The sequence below is a fragment of the Candidatus Culexmicrobium sp. genome, assembly GCF_058356305.1.
Genome location: NZ_JBTVBB010000007.1, coordinates 32749 through 49937 on the forward strand (window position 1 = coordinate 32749; position 17189 = coordinate 49937).

Here is a 17189-nt window from a genome sequence, read left to right on the forward strand (position 1 = left end):
ATGGAAGAACAGGAAACAACAGCAATAGAAAAAATAAATCCAATGCGAAGAGTAAAGATAGGAAAAGTAGTCATAAATATAGCTGTAGGAGAATCAGGAGAAAAACTTGAAAAAGCAGCAAGGGTATTAGAAAGCTTAACTGGGCAAAAACCATCAAGAAGAAAAGCTAAAAGAACAATAAGAGAATTTGGAATAAGAAAAGGAGAAAACATAGCTTGCGTAGTAACTCTAAGAGGAGAAAAGGCAAAGGAATTCCTACGCAAAGCATTGATAGCAGTCGGAAATAAAATTAAGGCAAAAAGTTTTGATCCATATGGAAATGTATCCTTTGGAATAAGGGAGCACATAGACATTCCAGGAACAAAATATGATCCAAACATAGGTATATTCGGCATGGATGTATGTGTATCCTTTGAAAGACCAGGATATAGAGTTATGAGGAGAAGAATAAGAAAATCAAAAATTGGTAAAAAACAAAGAGTAACAGCTATTGAAGCAATGGAATATATGAAGAGAGAGTTTGGAGTAGAGATTTTGGAGGAATGATTACTATGGGTAAATATAAACCACCAAAAATAAGAAAATTCGGTAAAGGTAGTAGAAGATGTAGAAGATGTGGATCTCATGGCCCAATAATAAGAAAATATGGGTTAATGCTCTGCCGCCAATGCTTTAGAGAAGTTGCAGAAAAAATTGGATTTAAAAAGTACATGTGAGGTGAAAGCATGACTATGATGGATACTCTCTCAAATGCACTAGCAACAATAATGAATAATGAAATGAGAGGTAGGAATGAGTGTATAATAATGCCAGCATCGAAACTAATTGCAAACGTATTAAGAGTTATGCAAAAGCATGGTTATGTAGGTGAAATAGAATTAATAGACGATGGAAGAGCTGGAAAAATAAGAGTTCAACTATTGGGCAGAATAAATAAATGTGGAGCAATACGTCCAAGATTTCCAATAAGATATAGGGAAATTGAAGAATGGGAAAAACAATATTTGCCAGCAAGAGACATTGGTATAATAATAATATCAACATCGAAGGGTATAATGTCCCACGAAGAAGCAAAAAAACTAAAAATTGGAGGAATACTCTTAGCATACGTCTACTAGGTGAGAAAAATGGCTAAAATTCTAAAAGAAGAAAAAATAGTCAACATACCCGATGGAGTTGAAATTATACTGGAAAATAAAAAAGTAGTCGTATCTGGACCTAAAGGCAAACTTGAGAGAGACTTTTCTCATGCAAGAAACATTATAATCAGAGTTAAAGATAGAAAAGTTATTGTAGAATCATTCCTTCCTAAAAAGAAAGATAAAGCATTGGTAGGTACAATTGCAGGACATATAAAAAATATGATTAAAGGTGTAACTCAAGGTTTTAGGTATAAAATGAAAATAGTTTACGCTCACTTCCCAATTTCAGTTAAAGTAAAGGGTAAAAAAGTTATAATTGAAAATTTTTTGGGAGAAAAAGTTCCTAGAACGGCAAAAATTGTTGGAGATGTAAAAATTTCAGTTAAAGGAGATGAAGTTATCATAGAGGGAATAGATATTGAATCAGTAAGTCAAACAGCAGCCAACATAGAACTAGCAACTAGAATTAAAGAGAAAGATCCAAGAGTATTCCTAGACGGTATATACATCTACTCTAAGGAGTGATTAAAATGAATAAAGAAAAAATTGCAAAAATAAGAAAAAAACTTAAAGAAAAAGAAGTAAAATTCCTGAGACCATGGCACTGGAGATTAAAGAGACTTGGAACTGCATGGAGACGACCAAAAGGCCTGGATGACAAACATAGACTAAAAAGGAAAGGGTACCCACCAGCCGTAGAAATAGGATATCGAACTCCAAAAATAGTCAGAGGATATCATCCATCCGGATATAAAGAAAAAATCATTACAAATGTAAATGAACTTGAAGGACTAGATCCAAAAATATATGCAATACGGATAGCACATACTGTTGGAAAAAGAAAAAGGATAGAAATAGTAAGGAAAGCATTGGAATTAGGATTAAAAATATTAAATGCCGGTACAATTACTGAAGAAATACAAGAAGCAGAAGCAGAGGTGTAAAAAATGCCACTAACACTTAGAACAGTAAGACGATTAGCCGCAGACATACTTAAAGTAGGTGAAAATAGAGTATGGATAGACCCTGAACAACTAGACAGGGCAGCTGAAGCAATGACTAGAGAAGACGTAAAAATATTAATACGTGAAGGAATAATAAAAGCAAAACCAGTAAAGGGAATTAGCAAAGGAAGATTAAGAAAAAGAAGACTACAGAAGAGAAAAGGTAGAAGAAAAGGTCCAGGAAGCAGAAAAGGCTCAACTATAAGTAGGAAGCGACTTTGGATAATGAAAGTAAGAGCACAGAGGAAATTTCTAAAACTACTAAGAAAAAGAAGGATAATAAGCAGAACAGTTTACAGAAAATTATACATGATGGTGAAGGGTGGAGCATTCACAAGCATTTCACACATAAAAACATATATTAAGGAACATAACTTAGCAAGGAGGAGGTAAAATGGCAAGAGGACCAAGATACAAGGTTCCCTTCAGAAGAAGAAGAGAAGGTAAAACAAATTACAGAAAAAGACTTAGAATGATAATATCAGGAAAACCTAGATTGGTGGTGAGAAAAACCAATAAGTACATAATAGCACAAATAGTTGAAGCAAAAGTAGAAGGTGATAAAGTCTTAGCATCAGTTCATTCAAGTGAACTGAAGAAATATGGATGGAAAGCATCATACTCCAACACACCTGCGGCATATCTAACAGGACTATTAATCGGCTACAAATCAATTAAATCAGGAATAAAAGAAGCAATAATAGACATTGGATTACACAGGCCAACGAAGGGTGCAAAAATATTCGCTGTACTAAAAGGTGCACTAGACGCGGGACTAGAAATACCACATAGAAAAGAAAAAATACCAAGCGAAAACAGAATTAGAGGAGAACACATAGCAAACTATGCACTTCTACTAAAGGAAACCAATCCTGAAAAATATGAGAAACAATTTTCAATATACTTGAAACTAAACTTACCACCGGAAAATCTACCGACGCATTTTGAAAACGTAAAGGAAAAAATTATGAAGGAATTTAAAGGGTGAAAACATATGAGTAGATACATATCAAATATTGAAGAGTGGGTTCCAAGAACAACTTTAGGAAGATTAGTTAAAGAGGGAAAAATAGTCTCAATCTATCAAATTTACGCATTAAACTTACCCATAATGGAGCCTGAAATAATAGATGTTTTAATTCCAGACATAAAACATGAAATAATAGACATAAGCATAGTTCAAAAGCAGACAGATGCTGGAGAAATGAGTAGATTTAAAGTAGCAGTAGTCATTGGAAATGAAGATGGACTAATCGGGTTAGGAACAGCAAAAGCAAAACAACTAAGATTCGCAATAAACAAGGCAATTGAAAATGCGAAGCTACATGTAATCCCAGTAAAAAGAGGATGTGGAAGCTGGGAATGTTCATGCAATCGACCACACAGTGTACCCTTTAAAGTAGTCGGAAAAAGTGGAAGCGTAGAAATAACATTAATACCAGCACCAAGAGGAGTAGGATTAGTTGCAGGAGACACTGCAAAAACAGTACTTAAACTAGCAGGAATACAAGACGTTTGGACACGAACAAAAGGAGAAACAAGAACAACACTAAATTTCGCAAAAGCCACCTATAATGCACTTAAAAAGACTCTAAAAAGAAGAGTCATGGGGTAATTGAAATTGCCCAGATTATTAATAGTTATAAGATTAAGGGGAAGAGTTGGAATACCAAAGGAAGTAAAAGATACCCTTGCAATGCTGAAACTGCATAGAAAAAACCATGCAGTAATAATAGATGATAGACCAAGTTATTTAGGAATGCTAAAAAAAGTTAGAGATTATGTAACATGGGGAGAAATAACGCCAGAAACCCTAGTCTACCTACTTAGAAGGAAAGGAGAATTAGAAGGAGGAAACAAACTAACTGATGAATACCTACAAAAAACACTTGGAATAAGCAGTATAGAAGAATTAGCTCAAGCAATATTTAATGGAAAAATAACGTTTAAGGACATACCAAAATTTAAGCCAGTCTTCAGACTACATCCTCCAAGTGGAGGATTTAAAGGAAGCATTAAGAAACATTATGGAAGTGGAGGAGAATTAGGATATAGAGGATTAAAAATAAATGAATTAATAAGAAAAATGTGTTAAATTTAATAGAAGAGAAAATAACTCCCCATACAACGTTTTTAATGAAACAAAAAGAATAAGGAGAGAAGTAGAAGATTTTGAGAAGTATAATCTCAAAAGATAATCTAGAATTCAGCTCTAATAGGTCATTCACATATAATTTTGATCTCAACAAGATTTAACAACCAGCTCATAATAAAAGAAAATGAAGATATAAATAGTCCAATTATAAAAAATTTAAACGATCAATAGACATCATCAAGGAAAGACCATTAAGGTCTATATAGAATTACCCGGCGTAAAAAGGAGAACATAAAACTAATAGTCCCAGTAATTAGTGAAGACAAAAAACACTATAAGGAAGAAATAGATTTACCATTAAATGTAAATGTCAAAAACATAAGGGCAAAGTATAGAAATGGAGTTCTAGAAAATATAATAAGCAAAACAAACAATTAAGGTGATTAAAATGGTTGTAAGAAGGAGAAAGAAAATTAGAAAATATAGAGGAAGCAGAACTTGTGGATGGGGAATAACAGGACAACATAGAGGTAAGGGATTGAAAGGTGGATTTGGGAGATCAGGCAGACATAAACATCACTGGACATGGGTACTAAAAAATGCACCAAACTACTTTGGTAAACATGGATTTAAAACACCATTGAGTATGAAGCCAAGTGAAAAAGTTGTTAATGTAGGATTACTAGATGAAATAGCCCCAGAATTACTAAGTAGAGGGAAAGCAGAGCTAAAAGAAGACAAAATAATAATAAATGTACTGAAACTAGGATATAATAAGGTTTTAGGTAGAGGGAAAGTATCACGCCCGTTAGTAGTAATAGCCCCATACGTCTCTAAGAAAGCAGAGGAAAAAATAAGTAAAGCAGGTGGAGAAGTAATTAAAATATAATAAACTAAATGTACTAATAACATTTGAGTGTGTGAAGATGCCAAAGGTGCTAGACATCCTTGAACCAGTAATAAGAGTAATTCCAGAAGTATCTAGACCAGAAAGAAAACTAGCACTCCGCGATAGAATAATATGGACAGCCATAGTTTTAACTATCTATCTAGTAATGAGTGAAATCCCCCTTTATGGTATAACTAGAGGAGTAGGCTATGATCCATTCCTCTATATGCGAATGCTATTTGCAGCTAAACGTGGAACACTAATGGAACTTGGAATTGGCCCTATAGTTACTGCAGGATTAATAATGCAACTACTAGTTGGCTCTGGTATATTAGAAGTGGATTTCCAAAATCCAAGAGAGAGAGCACTCTATACAGGTGCACAAAAATTAATGGCCCTCATATGGGGTGGAATTCAATCCATAGCATACATCCTCGGAGGAGCCTTTGGCCCACTACCAATAGATGCAATAATATTAGTATTTATACAGTTAATGATGGCAACACTCATTGTAATGTTATTAGATGAAATGATTCAAAAGGGTTGGGGAATAGGAAGTGGAGTAAGCCTCTTTATAGCAACAGGAGTAGCACAACAAATTGCATGGCAAACATTCTCCCCCCTAATAGCTGGTGATGGAAAATATCTAGGAGCAGTACTAGCCTTCATACAGACAATAATAAGTGGAGAAAATATATGGAATGCCTTTGTTAGACCAGGTGCTCTTCCAGGAATGGCTGGATTCATCACAACGATACTAATATTCATCTTCGTTATATACTTGGAAGGAATGAGAATAGAGGTTCCAGTAGCATTTCCTAAATATAGAGGTCTAAGAACAAAAGTACCATTAAAATTCCTATATGTATCAAACATCCCAATAATATTTACATCCATGCTATTTGTGGATCTAAAAATAGTGTCACTTATGATCTGGAAGCAATTTAACTATAACAATACAAACATATTTCTAAACTGGCTTGGAATGTTCAATACTACAGATAACACACCTATAGGAGGACTAGCCTACTATGTAACACCTCCAACAGGATTAAACTCAGTTATGAATGACCCGTTACATGCCGTAATATATACTTTAATGTTAATTTTAAGCTCAGTATTATTTGCAGTAATATGGGTGGAAGCATCTGGATTAAACCCCAGAGATCAAGCCCAACAATTAGTCCAAGCAGGACTCCAAATACCAGGCTTTAGAAGATCACCAAAAATTATCGAAAGACTATTAAACAGATACATACCAACACTGACCGTATTAAGTGGTATTACAGTAGCAATGATAGCAGCAATAGCAGATTTAATAGGAGCAATAGGATCAGGCATGGGAGTATTATTAACAGTAGGAATAATTTATCAATACTGGAGCATATTGACACAAGAACAAATAGAGGAATTATACCCAATGGTTAGGAGAATAATGGGTGAAAAATAGCAATATTTTTAACTTAAAAAATAGAAGGACAACAACAGCATAATATTAACTAGAAGTGAGGGAGACATATTGCTGGAATGGTTGGTTGACATAATTAGAAATCTACTAGGCCCCTACAGATACCCTCCACTATCAACAATATCAGTCTTAGTTATAAGTCTAAGTGTAGGGTTAACCACAGCACTAGCCAACTACCTCATACTAGATGTAAAGAAACTAAGGGAATACGCAGCTGAAATATCTCAATGGAGAAGAGAAATGAGAAAGGCATTAACAAGTGGAGATAGAAAACTCATGATAAAACTAAGAAAAAGGGAGCCATACATAAAAAAGCTTGAAGCTGAATTAATGGCCGAGAGAATGAAACCCTCTTTAATATTCATGTTGCCATTATGGATGTTCTTCATAGTATTTTCAGGAGCCTTCCCCTCAATTGTAGCTTTCCTCCCATTCACCCTACCCTTCGCAGGAGATAAAGCAAGCTTTGTAACTTGGTATATTTTATGCTCACTACTAACCTTACCCATAATTCAAAAAATATTAAAATTATCATTCTGAGGTGAAACAAATGCCTAGAAGAGCACTCAGATCTCGAAGTCTAAAAAGAAAATATGTAAGAACTCCAGGAGGAAGAATTGTAATTCATTACTTTAAAAGAAAACCAAATCCAGCTAAGTGCGCCATATGTAGAAAAGAATTACATGGAGTCCCAAGACTAAGACCAGTAAAACTAAGAAGACTACCGAAAAGTTCAAGACGACCTACAAGACCATATGGCGGAACACTCTGCTCCACATGTCTCCACAAATTAATTAAAAACACAGTTAGGGAGGCAACCTAACAATTGAAAAAAAATAAAATAGTAATAACAGTCAGCGGGCCACCAGGATCAGGAAAAACAACCCACGCAAAGAGAATAGCAGAAAAATTCAATTTAAGATACTTCTCAACTGGAAGATACTTCAGGCAAATGGCATTAAAACTTGGAATCTCACTTGAAAAATTCCATTCAAAAGCCGAAACAAACAGTAAATTCGACTTCAAAGTTGACAAAAAAACAATAGAAGAAGCAAGAAGGGGGAACATTGTAATTGATGGACATCTAACGGGATGGATGGCAAAGGATTATGCAGACATAAAAATATTCTTAACAGCACCACTAAAAGTCAGAGCACAAAGAATAGCTAAGAGAGATAAAAAGTCAATTGAAGATGCACTAGAAGAAATAAGAATAAGAGAAGAAAGCAACAAAAGAAGATACTTAAAATATTATGGAATAAACCTAGAGGACCTAAGCATTTACGACATAGTAATAAATACAGAGAAATGGAGTGAAGAAGAAGTAAGTGAAATTCTAGAAAAACTAATAAAATACTATATAAAGAGGAAAAGTTTAAGAAACAAAGAAACTGTTTACATCAATGAAGCCTAATATAACTAAGAGGTGTGGAAGATGGCTGCAATAGAAATTGGAAGAATATGCGTCAAAACTAGGGGAAGAGAAGCTGGAAGAAAATGTGTAATAATAGATGTTATAGATGATAGGTTTGTATTAATAACAGGACCTAAAGACGTCAGTGGAGTAAAAAGAAGAAGAGCCAATATAAAACACTTAGAACCAACAGAATACAAAATTAATATAAAAGCAGACGCAACAGATGAAGAAGTCAAAAAGGCACTTGAAGAAGCAGGACTACTAGAAAAAATGAAGGAAATAGCAAAGATAAAAATCTAAATCACTACACATAATTTAAAGAAAACAAATTGTTATAGTTGGTGAAATAATTGAAAAGACATAAAACTCTACCAGCAGATATACAGAGAGAAATACTGATAAAAGCAGAAGAGGAAACAAATCCAAACTATGGCTGCCCACCACAGAAAAGAAGCATAGAAAAACATATAGAACTAGGCGTTATAAATCTAGACAAACCACCAGGACCCACAAGCCATGAAGTAGTTGCATGGGTAAAAAGAATATTAAACATAGAAAAAGCAGGACATGCAGGGACCCTAGAACCCTTAAAGGGTGGGGAAACCCCAAAGTAACAGGAATACTACCTATAGCACTAAAAAAGGCAACAAAAGCAATAAGAGCATTAATCCATGCAGGAAAAGAATATGTATGTGTAATGAGACTGCACAAAAAAGTAGATGAAGATAAAATAAGAAAGGTATGTAAAGAATTCACTGGCCCAATATATCAAAGACCACCACTAAAATCATCAGTAAAAAGAGTGGTCAGAATAAGGACAATCTATTATATAGAGGTTCTGGAAATAACAGGGAAAGACGTCCTCATAAAAGTAGGATGCCAAGCAGGGACATACATAAGAAAACTATGCCATGACATAGGAATAGTCCTAGGCGTAGGAGCACACATGCAAGAACTAAGAAGAACACGGTCAGGACCACTAAAGGAGGATGAAACCCTAATTACATTACATGACCTACAAGACGCATATGAAACATGGATAGAAGAAAAAAATGAAACACAACTAAGAAAAGCCATACTACCAGTAGAAAAAGCAATCCAACACCTTCCCAAAATAATAATAAGAGACAGCGCAGTAGACGCAATATGTCACGGAGCAGACCTAGCAGCCCCAGGAGTACTAAGACTAGAAACAGGAATAAAAAGAGGAAGCCTAATAGCAATAATGACACAAAAGGGAGAACTAGTAGCCTTAGCAAAAGCAAGGATGACATCAAACGAAATACTAGAAGCAGAAAAAGGAATAGTAGCAAAAACGGAAAGAGTAATAATGGACAGAGGAACATATCCGAAAGCATGGAGATAAAAAGTAATAAATTAAGGGCGATTAGAAAATTGTAAAACTATTATTCAAACTTATAAGCCAACATTACACACATATAAAGTGAAAAATAAATATGGATGTAGTGAGGTAAACCAAAATAGAGCCGGGGTAGCCTAGCCAGGTTTAAGGCGCAGGCCTGGAGAAAAACAGATAGCCTGTGTCCCGAAAGGGACGCGCGGGTTCAAATCCCGCCCCCGGCGTTAAAATACGATACACCTACCAATATTAGATTAAAATAAATTAACCAAGTTCAAAATAATAAAATGGGCAATGATGTACCTTTGGCGGTTACTGCCAATTGATGGCAGAACCCGGCAATACTGAGCCCCTACAAATTATTTAATAAGCTCTTTTAAGAAGGGACCTAGAAAGCTCTTAACACTCTTAGCCAAATCCTCAGCCTTAACTAAAGTTAAACAACAAATCCTCTCACCTTTACTACATGAAACTGCAACCAGTTTATCTCCAGGCTTCAACTTAAATTTCTCTCTAAGCTCCTTGGGAAATAGAACTTGCCCTCTATCATCAATGACAAGTATCGCTTCAATAGCACATTTAGTCATAGCTTCACCACTACAACATTCAGAAAACTTTTCATCCTTAACCACAATGAATCACCATAAAAACTAAACAATTCAGATAATATAAACTTTACTGAAAAATATGATATTTAAGATAAATCAGAGAAATATGAATTCTAGAATGTTAATTCTCTAATCATCAAGCATAATCTACATAAATCCACATTAACCTTCTCTTTTGACTCAGCAATCTCCTTTGCAGTTGATTTAATAAGCTTTATAACTTTCTCATTTTGGGCTAAAATTGAAACCCATTTTTGTCCCCGCTTAGAATTCATGTAATAACTTATAGCTGCTTGAGATAATCCAAGAACTTTAGCTGCCGACATTTGAGGAAAACCATAATTCTCAATTAACTCTTTTGCTATCAAATACCTAATGGCAGGTAACATGTATTTTACAACCATTTCACATAGGGGTTTATTGCTCATCACATTGTTCTATGTAATACCAAGTATAGAAATGTTACGTTGACAGTTTCTCTTTCTAACAAGATAACTTTCAAGTTGCTCTGCATACTTATATCCAGTATCGGGCAATATTAGAATATAAACTCCATCTTCTCCAGCAATTTTTGTGAAAGCATCTACTACTGCTCCAGCACTAAGACCAATAAGAAGCCCCTCACTTCTAGCTATTCTAATAACTCCTTCAATTGCCTCATCAAGTTTTACATCAATTATCTTATCAAATTTAACCCAGTGTATCCATTTCATTCCAGTCTCAATTCTCCGTATACCAGGAATAATCTCGTTAGGAGCAGGCTGGACACCTATAACCCTAACATCATCACCATATTTACTTTTAAAGTAAAGTGAAATAGCACTCATATGACCAGATGTCCCTAAACCGCCAATAATATGTGTAGGCTTTAGGTTTAGGGATGTTAATTGCATATCCAACTCCTTCGCAGTATATTTAAGATGAACCTTGAAGTTCACATCATTCTCAAATTGATTTAGATGGGAAGCACCAACCCTTTTTGCTTCATCATCCACCTTATCTATAGCCTCAACTGTTAAGCTAACCGGCATTCTTACAACCTCAGCGCCTAAAATCCTAAGAAAGGTATCGCTTACCCTTTGAATACTCTTCGGTATAAACAATTTAGTTTTCTTGCCAAGAATATTTGCAATAGAAGTTAATGCAATTCCAGTATTAGTTGAAGTAGCTTCATATAATATCTCCTTCAACTCACTTTTCTTCAAGGCCTCCATTATCATCGACCATCCGATTCTATCCTTGACACTATTACTAAATGGATTAAATCCCTCTAACTTAGCCCAAACAGAACGAGCTTCAGTGGACAATGAATTAAACTTAACTAAAGGGGTAGGCCAACCCTTAACTAGTAAATCCAAGGTACTCTCATAGACTCTTAAAACTCGCGGATCCTCCCTAGACCACACATCAAGTTTATTCAACGTGAATTTAACTTTAGGAAGCTTTTTACTAATCTCTTTTAAGTAGGAAGTTAATTCTTCACGTCCACTAATTTTTGAAGTATCCACTTTAACTACTGGCACCTTTTTAGCTGAGAGCAAACTTAATGCAAAGAACACTTTATGACCCCTCAAAATAGTATTCGAAGCGTCATCTACAATTATTGGATTTGATACAACTTTAGATTGCATTATCCGAGTAAATTCACTAATTACTTCTCTTAAATCTAATTCAAGTGAGGGCTTAAGTGAAGTAGCATCTTCAAGGACAACATTTATTCTATTCATCATTATAACACTGTTATAATTAGCCTTATAACCCTTTCGAAAACATATAAAAGAAAACTACATAGAAGAAAGAATGCTAATTAAGTTCCTATAAATTTCGAGAGCTTTATCAGCATCACTAATATTTCTAATAAGCATTCTACCATTACTAAAAATTGTCACCTCAATGTCATCGAAATATCTAAACGCAATAGCAAATGAAGACTTAATTAAAAGCTCATATTTACTTGACAACAACTGCTGAGCTCTCTTTAAATCTATCTTCATAGGTCTCGGTGGATTAACATTAACTGTATTACTTCCACATAAAATTACAATGCTAGGTTTATGTTCAAGCTTAACTTCAACCCTTTCTCCACAAACCTTACATTCAGGATTTTTCCTCAGATCTACAGTTACGAAATCCATAGTGATAAAGTCGCAAATCAGTAATTTACCCCTTAAACCACTGTTGATTCCAGCTAGGAGCTTAATTGTCTCCATAGCTTGAATAGTGCCAATAATTCCAGGTGTTACTCCAATAACACCCCTCGTTTCACAAGTGGGCAGTAATGAATCATCTAAACCTGGCAAGAAGCATTCTAAGCATGCAGTTTCATGTGGAATTAATACAGCTAAATTTCCTTCAAAGCCAATAGCACCCGCAAAAATATATGGAACCTTATATTTAACACAAGCCCTGTTAATTAAATATCTAGTTCTCATATTATCTAATCCATCAACAACACAATCCACTTGTTTAACTAAGTCAAAGACATTCTCCTCATTAATATTATCTGAGATTGCCTCCACATTAACTTCAGGATTCAATCTGCTTAGCTTCTTAGCTGCAACTTCAGCCTTAGGAAACCTAATATCATCTAAATCATATAGGACCTGTCTATGTAAATTGCTCATATCGACAACATCTTGATCTACGAGAATTATATGCCCAACTCCAGCTAGAGTCAAATATAAAGCAGAAATAGAACCTAAACCACCAACACCAGCGATTAGAATTTTAGAATTTCTCAAACGATTTTGCCCCTCATAACCAAGCTCCCGTAAAATTACTTGTCTCCTATAGTACTCTTCTCCATCGAATACTCCCATTATACTTCTCCCCAAACATAAAATTTAACAGCGTTATATTAAGCTAATTGTTATAAGGACTAATTATAACATTGTTAATGGAAAAACTAAAGGATGATTGAAATGAAAGTAGAGGAAATAAGAAAAGACTTCCCAATCCTAACTAGAAGAGATAAACCATTAATTTACCTAGACAATGCCGCAACCACCTTAAAACCAATACAAGTAACATCAGCAATAAACGAATACTACCAAGAATACACCGCAAATGTCCATAGAGCAATACATAGACTGTCACAAAAAGCCACTGAAAAATATGAAAAAGCAAGAGAGAAAATTGCAAAATTCATAAACGCCAGAAAATCCAGCGAAATAGTTTTCACTAAAGGCACAACTGATGCAATAAACCTAATAGCGTATGGATTAAAATGGGAGACAGGAGATGAAGTAATAACCACAATAATGGAGCATCATTCAAATATTGTTCCATGGCAAATAATACAGAAAAAATTTGGAGTCAAAGTAAAGTACATAGGGCTGAAAGATAGTTACAGGTTAGACTTAAAACAACTAAATAAATACCTAACTGAAAAGACAAAACTAGTGACTGTAACTCATGTTTCAAATATGCTTGGAACAATCAATCCAGTAAAAAAGATAGCTGAAATAGCCCATAAAGTTGGAGCGTTAATATTAGTAGATGCAGCCCAATCAGCACCACATATGTTAGTAGATGTACATGAACTAGAATGTGATTTTTTAGCATTCAGCGGCCATAAAATGCTTGGACCAACAGGGATAGGTGTCCTTTACATACGTGATGGAATTGAAGAATACCTTGATCCACCCTTCGGTGGAGGAGAAATGATTAAAAAAGTAACACTTACTGGATGTACATGGAATGATATGCCCTGGAGATTTGAACCTGGAACACCAAATATTGCAGGTGCAATTGGCCTAGCAGCAGCAATAGACTATCTAAACGAACTAGACAAAACACAAATTAGGAAACATGAAGAAAAACTTGTAAAACAAACCATAAAACAATTAGAAGAGATAAGCGATAAAATTGAAATCTATGGTCCTAAAAACATTGAAGAAAGATGTGGAATAGTATCATTTAACATTAAAGGAATAGACAGCCACGACATTGCATTACTCCTAGATGAACTATCTAACATAGCTGTAAGGTCAGGGCTACATTGCACAGAACCTCTCCACAAATTCCTAGGCATAAAAAGCTCAGTGAGAGTTTCCTTCTACATTTACAATACAGAGGAAGAAGTAAACAGACTATGTGAAACACTAAGAGAAATCGTAAAAACCTTCACATGACAAGTTAAGGCGTTCAGGAAAACTATAAACATTAAAACGTTTACCCCTAACAAAACCTATAAGAGTCAACTTAGCCTTCCTGGAAAGTATAACACCAAGTGTAGTAGGAGCTGAAATTGAAGCGACAAGAGGAATATTAAGTCGGATAGCCTTTAAGACGATTTCAGAAGAAAGCCTACCACTACAAGCCATAAATAAGTTACTTAAATTAAAGCCATTAATTAATGCTTCACCAATAACCTTATCAACAGCATTATGCCTCCCAACATCCTCAGCAAAACTAGCAACAGTCAAATTCGGGTCAAAGAGCATGGCAACATGAACACCACCAGTCTTTCTATATAGCATAGACTTCATATTCAAGACTTTGAAAGCCTCAAGTATATCCTCAACCCTGAAACAAGTATTCGAAGAAACTTCAGCCTTAACCAAGCTATCTAAGAGTCTCAGATAACCACTATCAACTTCACCACAAGAAGTAAATCTAACCCTCAAGGTACCATACAGCTTAACTCTAGTCATTAAATCACTTGGAATTTTAACCCTTATCACAAAATCTTCAATATCAATCTCTTCAACATCACTTACAGATTGAATTATCCCTTCACTAGCCAGATGACCATAAGCAAGCTCCCTTAAATTATGTGGAGAAGCAAGAAAAGTCACTAAATGCTCCCCATTAACATATAAGTGAACAGGTTGCTCCACCGCTACTTCATCATCATCAAAGCTTACATTACCATCATTAAACCTTAAAACCCTAAACCTTCTAGACTCCATCATCAAATCAATGACTACCCACTAGTAGATTTTAACTTTTCCACTAATATTTCAGCCACTCTACGTCCAGACAAAAGCATACCTCCAAAAACTGGACCCATCCTAGGCGTCGAATATAAAGCTGCAACAGACATCCCGGCAACATATAGGCCTGGAAAAGCTTCACCAGTCTTCTCAACAACAAGTTTCTCCCCTTCAGCAGTCCACATTGAAGCTTCACCTGGAACCATCAATTCAAGTTGTGGAATTTTCCGAGAAGCCACTGATAAAACCTCTGCATCATGACCAGTACAATCAATAACAGCTTTAGCCTTCAATGCTAAGGGATCAACATGTATACCTGACATAATAATTGAAGTCCACTGAATAACCACACCTACAATTCTAGGTTTTCCCCCTTCAACTCTAAAAACAACATCATCAACAGTTACACCCAATAGAAACTCAGCACCAGCATCAATTGCACTTGAAGCCAACTTAGCAATCATCTCAGCTGGATCAACCACATATAAACCTTCACTGTACGGGGTAAGTTTACAGTTTATTTCACGCAATATTTCATCTGCAGGTTCTTGAACTAATATTGCTGGAAGCTGCATTCCACCACCACCAATTCCACCACCAAAAGAAAGTTTTCTTTCAATAATCAGAGTTTTTAGTCCAGTCTTAGCTAGATAGAAAGCGGCAGTCAAGCCTGCAGGGCCAGCGCCAACAACAATTACATCCACACTTGTCAGATTAACCAGTTTCTTTAAAGAAGCTTCAATTATAGCTTTAGTCATCTCACCTTCATCAACTAACCTCATGTTCAAAGTAACACCCCCATAACAGCGTTAAGTTTATGAAAAATAAAACTAAAAAACTTAACTGACTAGGGTGAGCAAATTGAGTTTAAGATGTCAAATCTGTGGACGAATTGTCAGAAATGTAAAATATGTTAGGAAGACGTGCTGTGTAAATAAGCTCTACGTCTTCTGCTCTGAAAAATGCCGTAAACAATGGATTAGATCTTGGCTTAAAAGACAAATTTAAGATAAAGTTAAGGTCTTTTTCCACGTCCAAGCATTTTATGTGCATCAGCCAATTGATGGGAAGCCAATGCAGCTAACAAAGAAAGCTCCCCAGCCAAAACAGCTGAAGCAATTATTTCCGCAAACTTTCTTACCTTAACTCCAGGAGGATTCCCACCACCCAAACAGTCAATTATTGATAAAGCTTCACTTTGTGCTGGAAGCCTAGTTCCACCACCTACAGTACCAATCTCAAGGGAAGGCAAAGTAACACTGATATATAAGTCACCATTTCCAACAACTTCGGCAACCGTAAAGCCCATACTAGACTCAACAATTTGAGCTAAATCCTGTCCAGTTGCAACAAAAATTGCAGCAATAATATTAGCAAAATGTGCATTATATCCAAGAGAACTTGCCAAGGCTGAACCAATATAGTTTTTACTCCAATTAAGATTAACAATACTTTCAGGAGTAGTCTTCAAAACCTCATTAACAACTTCTCTTTTAACTATAGCTTCACAGATGACAGTCTTGCCTCGACCTTCAATTAAATTTAGAGCAGAAGGTTTCTTATCGACACATAAGTTCCCACTTAAACTAATACAGTTAGCATATGAAACTCCCCCCTCAATCAGCTTCCTAATTTCATCCACAGCTATAGTAACCATATTCATACCCATGGCATCACCAGTAGAAAATCTAAATCTCAAAAACACGTAATTACCAACCAGGTATGGTTGAAAATCAAGCAACTTCCCATAACGAGTAGTGCTTTCAGCAACCTCTACAATTCTATCAAAATTCTCTTTAACCCAATCCACAAGTTTTTTGGCATGAACTATACTTGGCGTCTTAAATAAAGGAGCTCTAGTCATATAATCCTTCAAAATTAGAGGTCTAGCTCCCCCTGAAAGAGTAATAGCCTTACAACCCCTATTCACTGAAGCTACTAATGCACCCTCAGTAGTACAGAGTGGAATGTAAAAATCACCTTTAGCATACTCTCCATCAATTTTGAGGGGACCAGCAATACCTAGTGGAACTTGAACAACTCCAATAGGATTCTCAATATTTCTACCAACAAGCTCATTAAAGTCTAGTGGATGAAGAGATAAATTACTAAACTCAACTTTAACTAGTTTTTCAATATATTTACGTCTGACTTCGGTAGCTAAATTAGAATCACCTAAAAAATCATCTAACTCATGAATTTTAACTTTACCACTCAATAATAGTTTAATAGCCTCATTGACATCAAGCTTCATGAAGTTTACCCCACA

At 35.4% G+C, this 17189-nt stretch carries 25 protein-coding genes, 1 tRNA gene and 1 pseudogene; 20 read left to right on the forward strand and 7 right to left on the reverse strand.

All coding sequences use genetic code 11. The features are described 5' to 3' along the window. The 18 genes and pseudogenes from ACW8TM_RS01310 (at window position 1) to ACW8TM_RS01395 (ending at window position 9599) form a co-directional block, all read left to right on the forward strand. On the forward strand, window positions 1–546 hold the full coding sequence (locus ACW8TM_RS01310) for a 50S ribosomal protein L5 (protein ID WP_491531467.1): 546 nt from the start codon (window positions 1–3) through the stop codon (window positions 544–546). A gap of 5 nt (window positions 547–551) precedes the next feature. After that, a complete protein-coding gene (locus ACW8TM_RS01315; RefSeq protein WP_491531468.1) occupies window positions 552–716 on the forward strand; it encodes a 30S ribosomal protein S14 in 165 nt (54 codons plus the stop codon). 9 nt (window positions 717–725) lie between these two features. Continuing rightward, the gene (locus tag ACW8TM_RS01320; RefSeq protein WP_491531469.1) at window positions 726–1118 is read left to right on the forward strand and encodes a 30S ribosomal protein S8; all 393 of its coding nucleotides are present in this window, start codon (window positions 726–728) and stop codon (window positions 1116–1118) included. Window positions 1119–1127: 9 nt separating this feature from the next. Next, the gene (locus ACW8TM_RS01325; RefSeq protein ID WP_491531470.1) at window positions 1128–1667 is read left to right on the forward strand and encodes a 50S ribosomal protein L6; all 540 of its coding nucleotides are present in this window, start codon (window positions 1128–1130) and stop codon (window positions 1665–1667) included. 5 nt (window positions 1668–1672) lie between these two features. Then, window positions 1673–2086, forward strand: a complete 414-nt coding sequence (locus tag ACW8TM_RS01330) for a 50S ribosomal protein L32e (protein ID WP_491531471.1) — start codon at window positions 1673–1675, stop codon at window positions 2084–2086. A 3-nt stretch (window positions 2087–2089) separates the two neighbouring features. Further along, entirely contained in the window at window positions 2090–2539 is a 450-nt protein-coding gene (locus ACW8TM_RS01335; protein WP_491531472.1) for a 50S ribosomal protein L19e, read from the forward strand. Between the two features lies 1 nt (window position 2540). Then, window positions 2541–3134, forward strand: coding sequence for a 50S ribosomal protein L18 (locus ACW8TM_RS01340; RefSeq protein ID WP_491531473.1), 594 nt, complete (start codon window positions 2541–2543; stop codon window positions 3132–3134). Between the two features lie 6 nt (window positions 3135–3140). After that, window positions 3141–3761: a 30S ribosomal protein S5 gene (locus ACW8TM_RS01345; protein WP_491531474.1), complete on the forward strand. Its 621-nt coding sequence runs from the start codon at window positions 3141–3143 to the stop codon at window positions 3759–3761. 6 nt (window positions 3762–3767) lie between these two features. Further along, entirely contained in the window at window positions 3768–4241 is a 474-nt protein-coding gene (locus ACW8TM_RS01350) for a 50S ribosomal protein L30 (RefSeq protein ID WP_491531475.1), read from the forward strand. Between the two features lie 312 nt (window positions 4242–4553). Next, the gene (locus ACW8TM_RS01355) at window positions 4554–4679 is read left to right on the forward strand and encodes an Hsp20/alpha crystallin family protein (protein ID WP_491531585.1); all 126 of its coding nucleotides are present in this window, start codon (window positions 4554–4556) and stop codon (window positions 4677–4679) included. A 10-nt stretch (window positions 4680–4689) separates the two neighbouring features. Beyond that, window positions 4690–5130, forward strand: coding sequence for an uL15 family ribosomal protein (locus ACW8TM_RS01360; RefSeq protein ID WP_491531476.1), 441 nt, complete (start codon window positions 4690–4692; stop codon window positions 5128–5130). 37 nt (window positions 5131–5167) lie between these two features. Next, window positions 5168–6580: a preprotein translocase subunit SecY gene (gene secY / locus ACW8TM_RS01365; RefSeq protein ID WP_491531477.1), complete on the forward strand. Its 1413-nt coding sequence runs from the start codon at window positions 5168–5170 to the stop codon at window positions 6578–6580. 69 nt (window positions 6581–6649) lie between these two features. Then, entirely contained in the window at window positions 6650–7138 is a 489-nt protein-coding gene (locus ACW8TM_RS01370) for an EMC3/TMCO1 family protein (RefSeq protein WP_491531478.1), read from the forward strand. A 10-nt stretch (window positions 7139–7148) separates the two neighbouring features. Continuing rightward, window positions 7149–7421 (forward strand): 50S ribosomal protein L34e, encoded by a 273-nt coding sequence (locus ACW8TM_RS01375; protein ID WP_491531479.1) that lies wholly within the window; start codon window positions 7149–7151, stop codon window positions 7419–7421. 3 nt (window positions 7422–7424) lie between these two features. After that, entirely contained in the window at window positions 7425–8012 is a 588-nt protein-coding gene (gene cmk / locus ACW8TM_RS01380; protein ID WP_491531480.1) for a (d)CMP kinase, read from the forward strand. Window positions 8013–8033: 21 nt separating this feature from the next. Then, a complete protein-coding gene (locus ACW8TM_RS01385) occupies window positions 8034–8315 on the forward strand; it encodes a 50S ribosomal protein L14e (protein WP_491531481.1) in 282 nt (93 codons plus the stop codon). Between the two features lie 50 nt (window positions 8316–8365). Next, a pseudogene (locus ACW8TM_RS01390) lies at window positions 8366–9381 on the forward strand (RNA-guided pseudouridylation complex pseudouridine synthase subunit Cbf5). A 120-nt stretch (window positions 9382–9501) separates the two neighbouring features. Further along, window positions 9502–9599: transfer RNA gene (locus tag ACW8TM_RS01395), tRNA-Ser, on the forward strand. Between the two features lie 135 nt (window positions 9600–9734). On the opposite strand, the gene hgcC is transcribed toward ACW8TM_RS01395, so the two are convergent. The 4 genes from hgcC to ACW8TM_RS01415 form a co-directional block, all read right to left on the reverse strand. After that, the gene (gene hgcC, locus ACW8TM_RS01400; protein WP_491531482.1) at window positions 9735–10007 is read right to left on the reverse strand and encodes an HgcAB-associated protein HgcC; all 273 of its coding nucleotides are present in this window, start codon (window positions 10005–10007) and stop codon (window positions 9735–9737) included. Between the two features lie 89 nt (window positions 10008–10096). Beyond that, entirely contained in the window at window positions 10097–10387 is a 291-nt protein-coding gene (locus tag ACW8TM_RS01405; protein WP_491531483.1) for a transcriptional regulator, read from the reverse strand. A 33-nt stretch (window positions 10388–10420) separates the two neighbouring features. After that, window positions 10421–11713, reverse strand: a complete 1293-nt coding sequence (locus ACW8TM_RS01410) for a pyridoxal-phosphate dependent enzyme (protein ID WP_491531484.1) — start codon at window positions 11711–11713, stop codon at window positions 10421–10423. Window positions 11714–11767: 54 nt separating this feature from the next. Next, window positions 11768–12802: a HesA/MoeB/ThiF family protein gene (locus ACW8TM_RS01415; protein WP_491531485.1), complete on the reverse strand. Its 1035-nt coding sequence runs from the start codon at window positions 12800–12802 to the stop codon at window positions 11768–11770. Window positions 12803–12904: 102 nt separating this feature from the next. On the opposite strand from ACW8TM_RS01415, the gene ACW8TM_RS01420 reads away from it, so the two are divergent. After that, window positions 12905–14116 carry an aminotransferase class V-fold PLP-dependent enzyme gene (locus ACW8TM_RS01420; RefSeq protein WP_491531486.1) on the forward strand — a complete coding sequence of 404 codons (1212 nt, stop codon included), beginning with the start codon at window positions 12905–12907 and terminating at the stop codon, window positions 14114–14116. On the opposite strand, the gene fdhD is transcribed toward ACW8TM_RS01420, so the two are convergent. Further along, entirely contained in the window at window positions 14087–14899 is an 813-nt protein-coding gene (gene fdhD / locus ACW8TM_RS01425; protein WP_491531586.1) for a formate dehydrogenase accessory sulfurtransferase FdhD, read from the reverse strand. The genes ACW8TM_RS01420 and fdhD overlap by 30 nt on opposite strands. Window positions 14900–14910: 11 nt before the next feature. Next, entirely contained in the window at window positions 14911–15702 is a 792-nt protein-coding gene (locus ACW8TM_RS01430) for a sulfide-dependent adenosine diphosphate thiazole synthase (RefSeq protein WP_491531587.1), read from the reverse strand. Window positions 15703–15781: 79 nt separating this feature from the next. Between ACW8TM_RS01430 and ACW8TM_RS01435 the strand changes: the two genes are divergently transcribed. After that, on the forward strand, window positions 15782–15928 hold the full coding sequence (locus ACW8TM_RS01435; protein WP_491531487.1) for a hypothetical protein: 147 nt from the start codon (window positions 15782–15784) through the stop codon (window positions 15926–15928). A gap of 7 nt (window positions 15929–15935) precedes the next feature. Here ACW8TM_RS01435 and hmgA read toward each other — a convergent pair whose 3' ends face one another. Beyond that, window positions 15936–17174, reverse strand: coding sequence for a hydroxymethylglutaryl-CoA reductase (NADPH) (hmgA, locus tag ACW8TM_RS01440; RefSeq protein WP_491531488.1), 1239 nt, complete (start codon window positions 17172–17174; stop codon window positions 15936–15938). Window positions 17175–17189 lie beyond the last annotated feature (15 nt).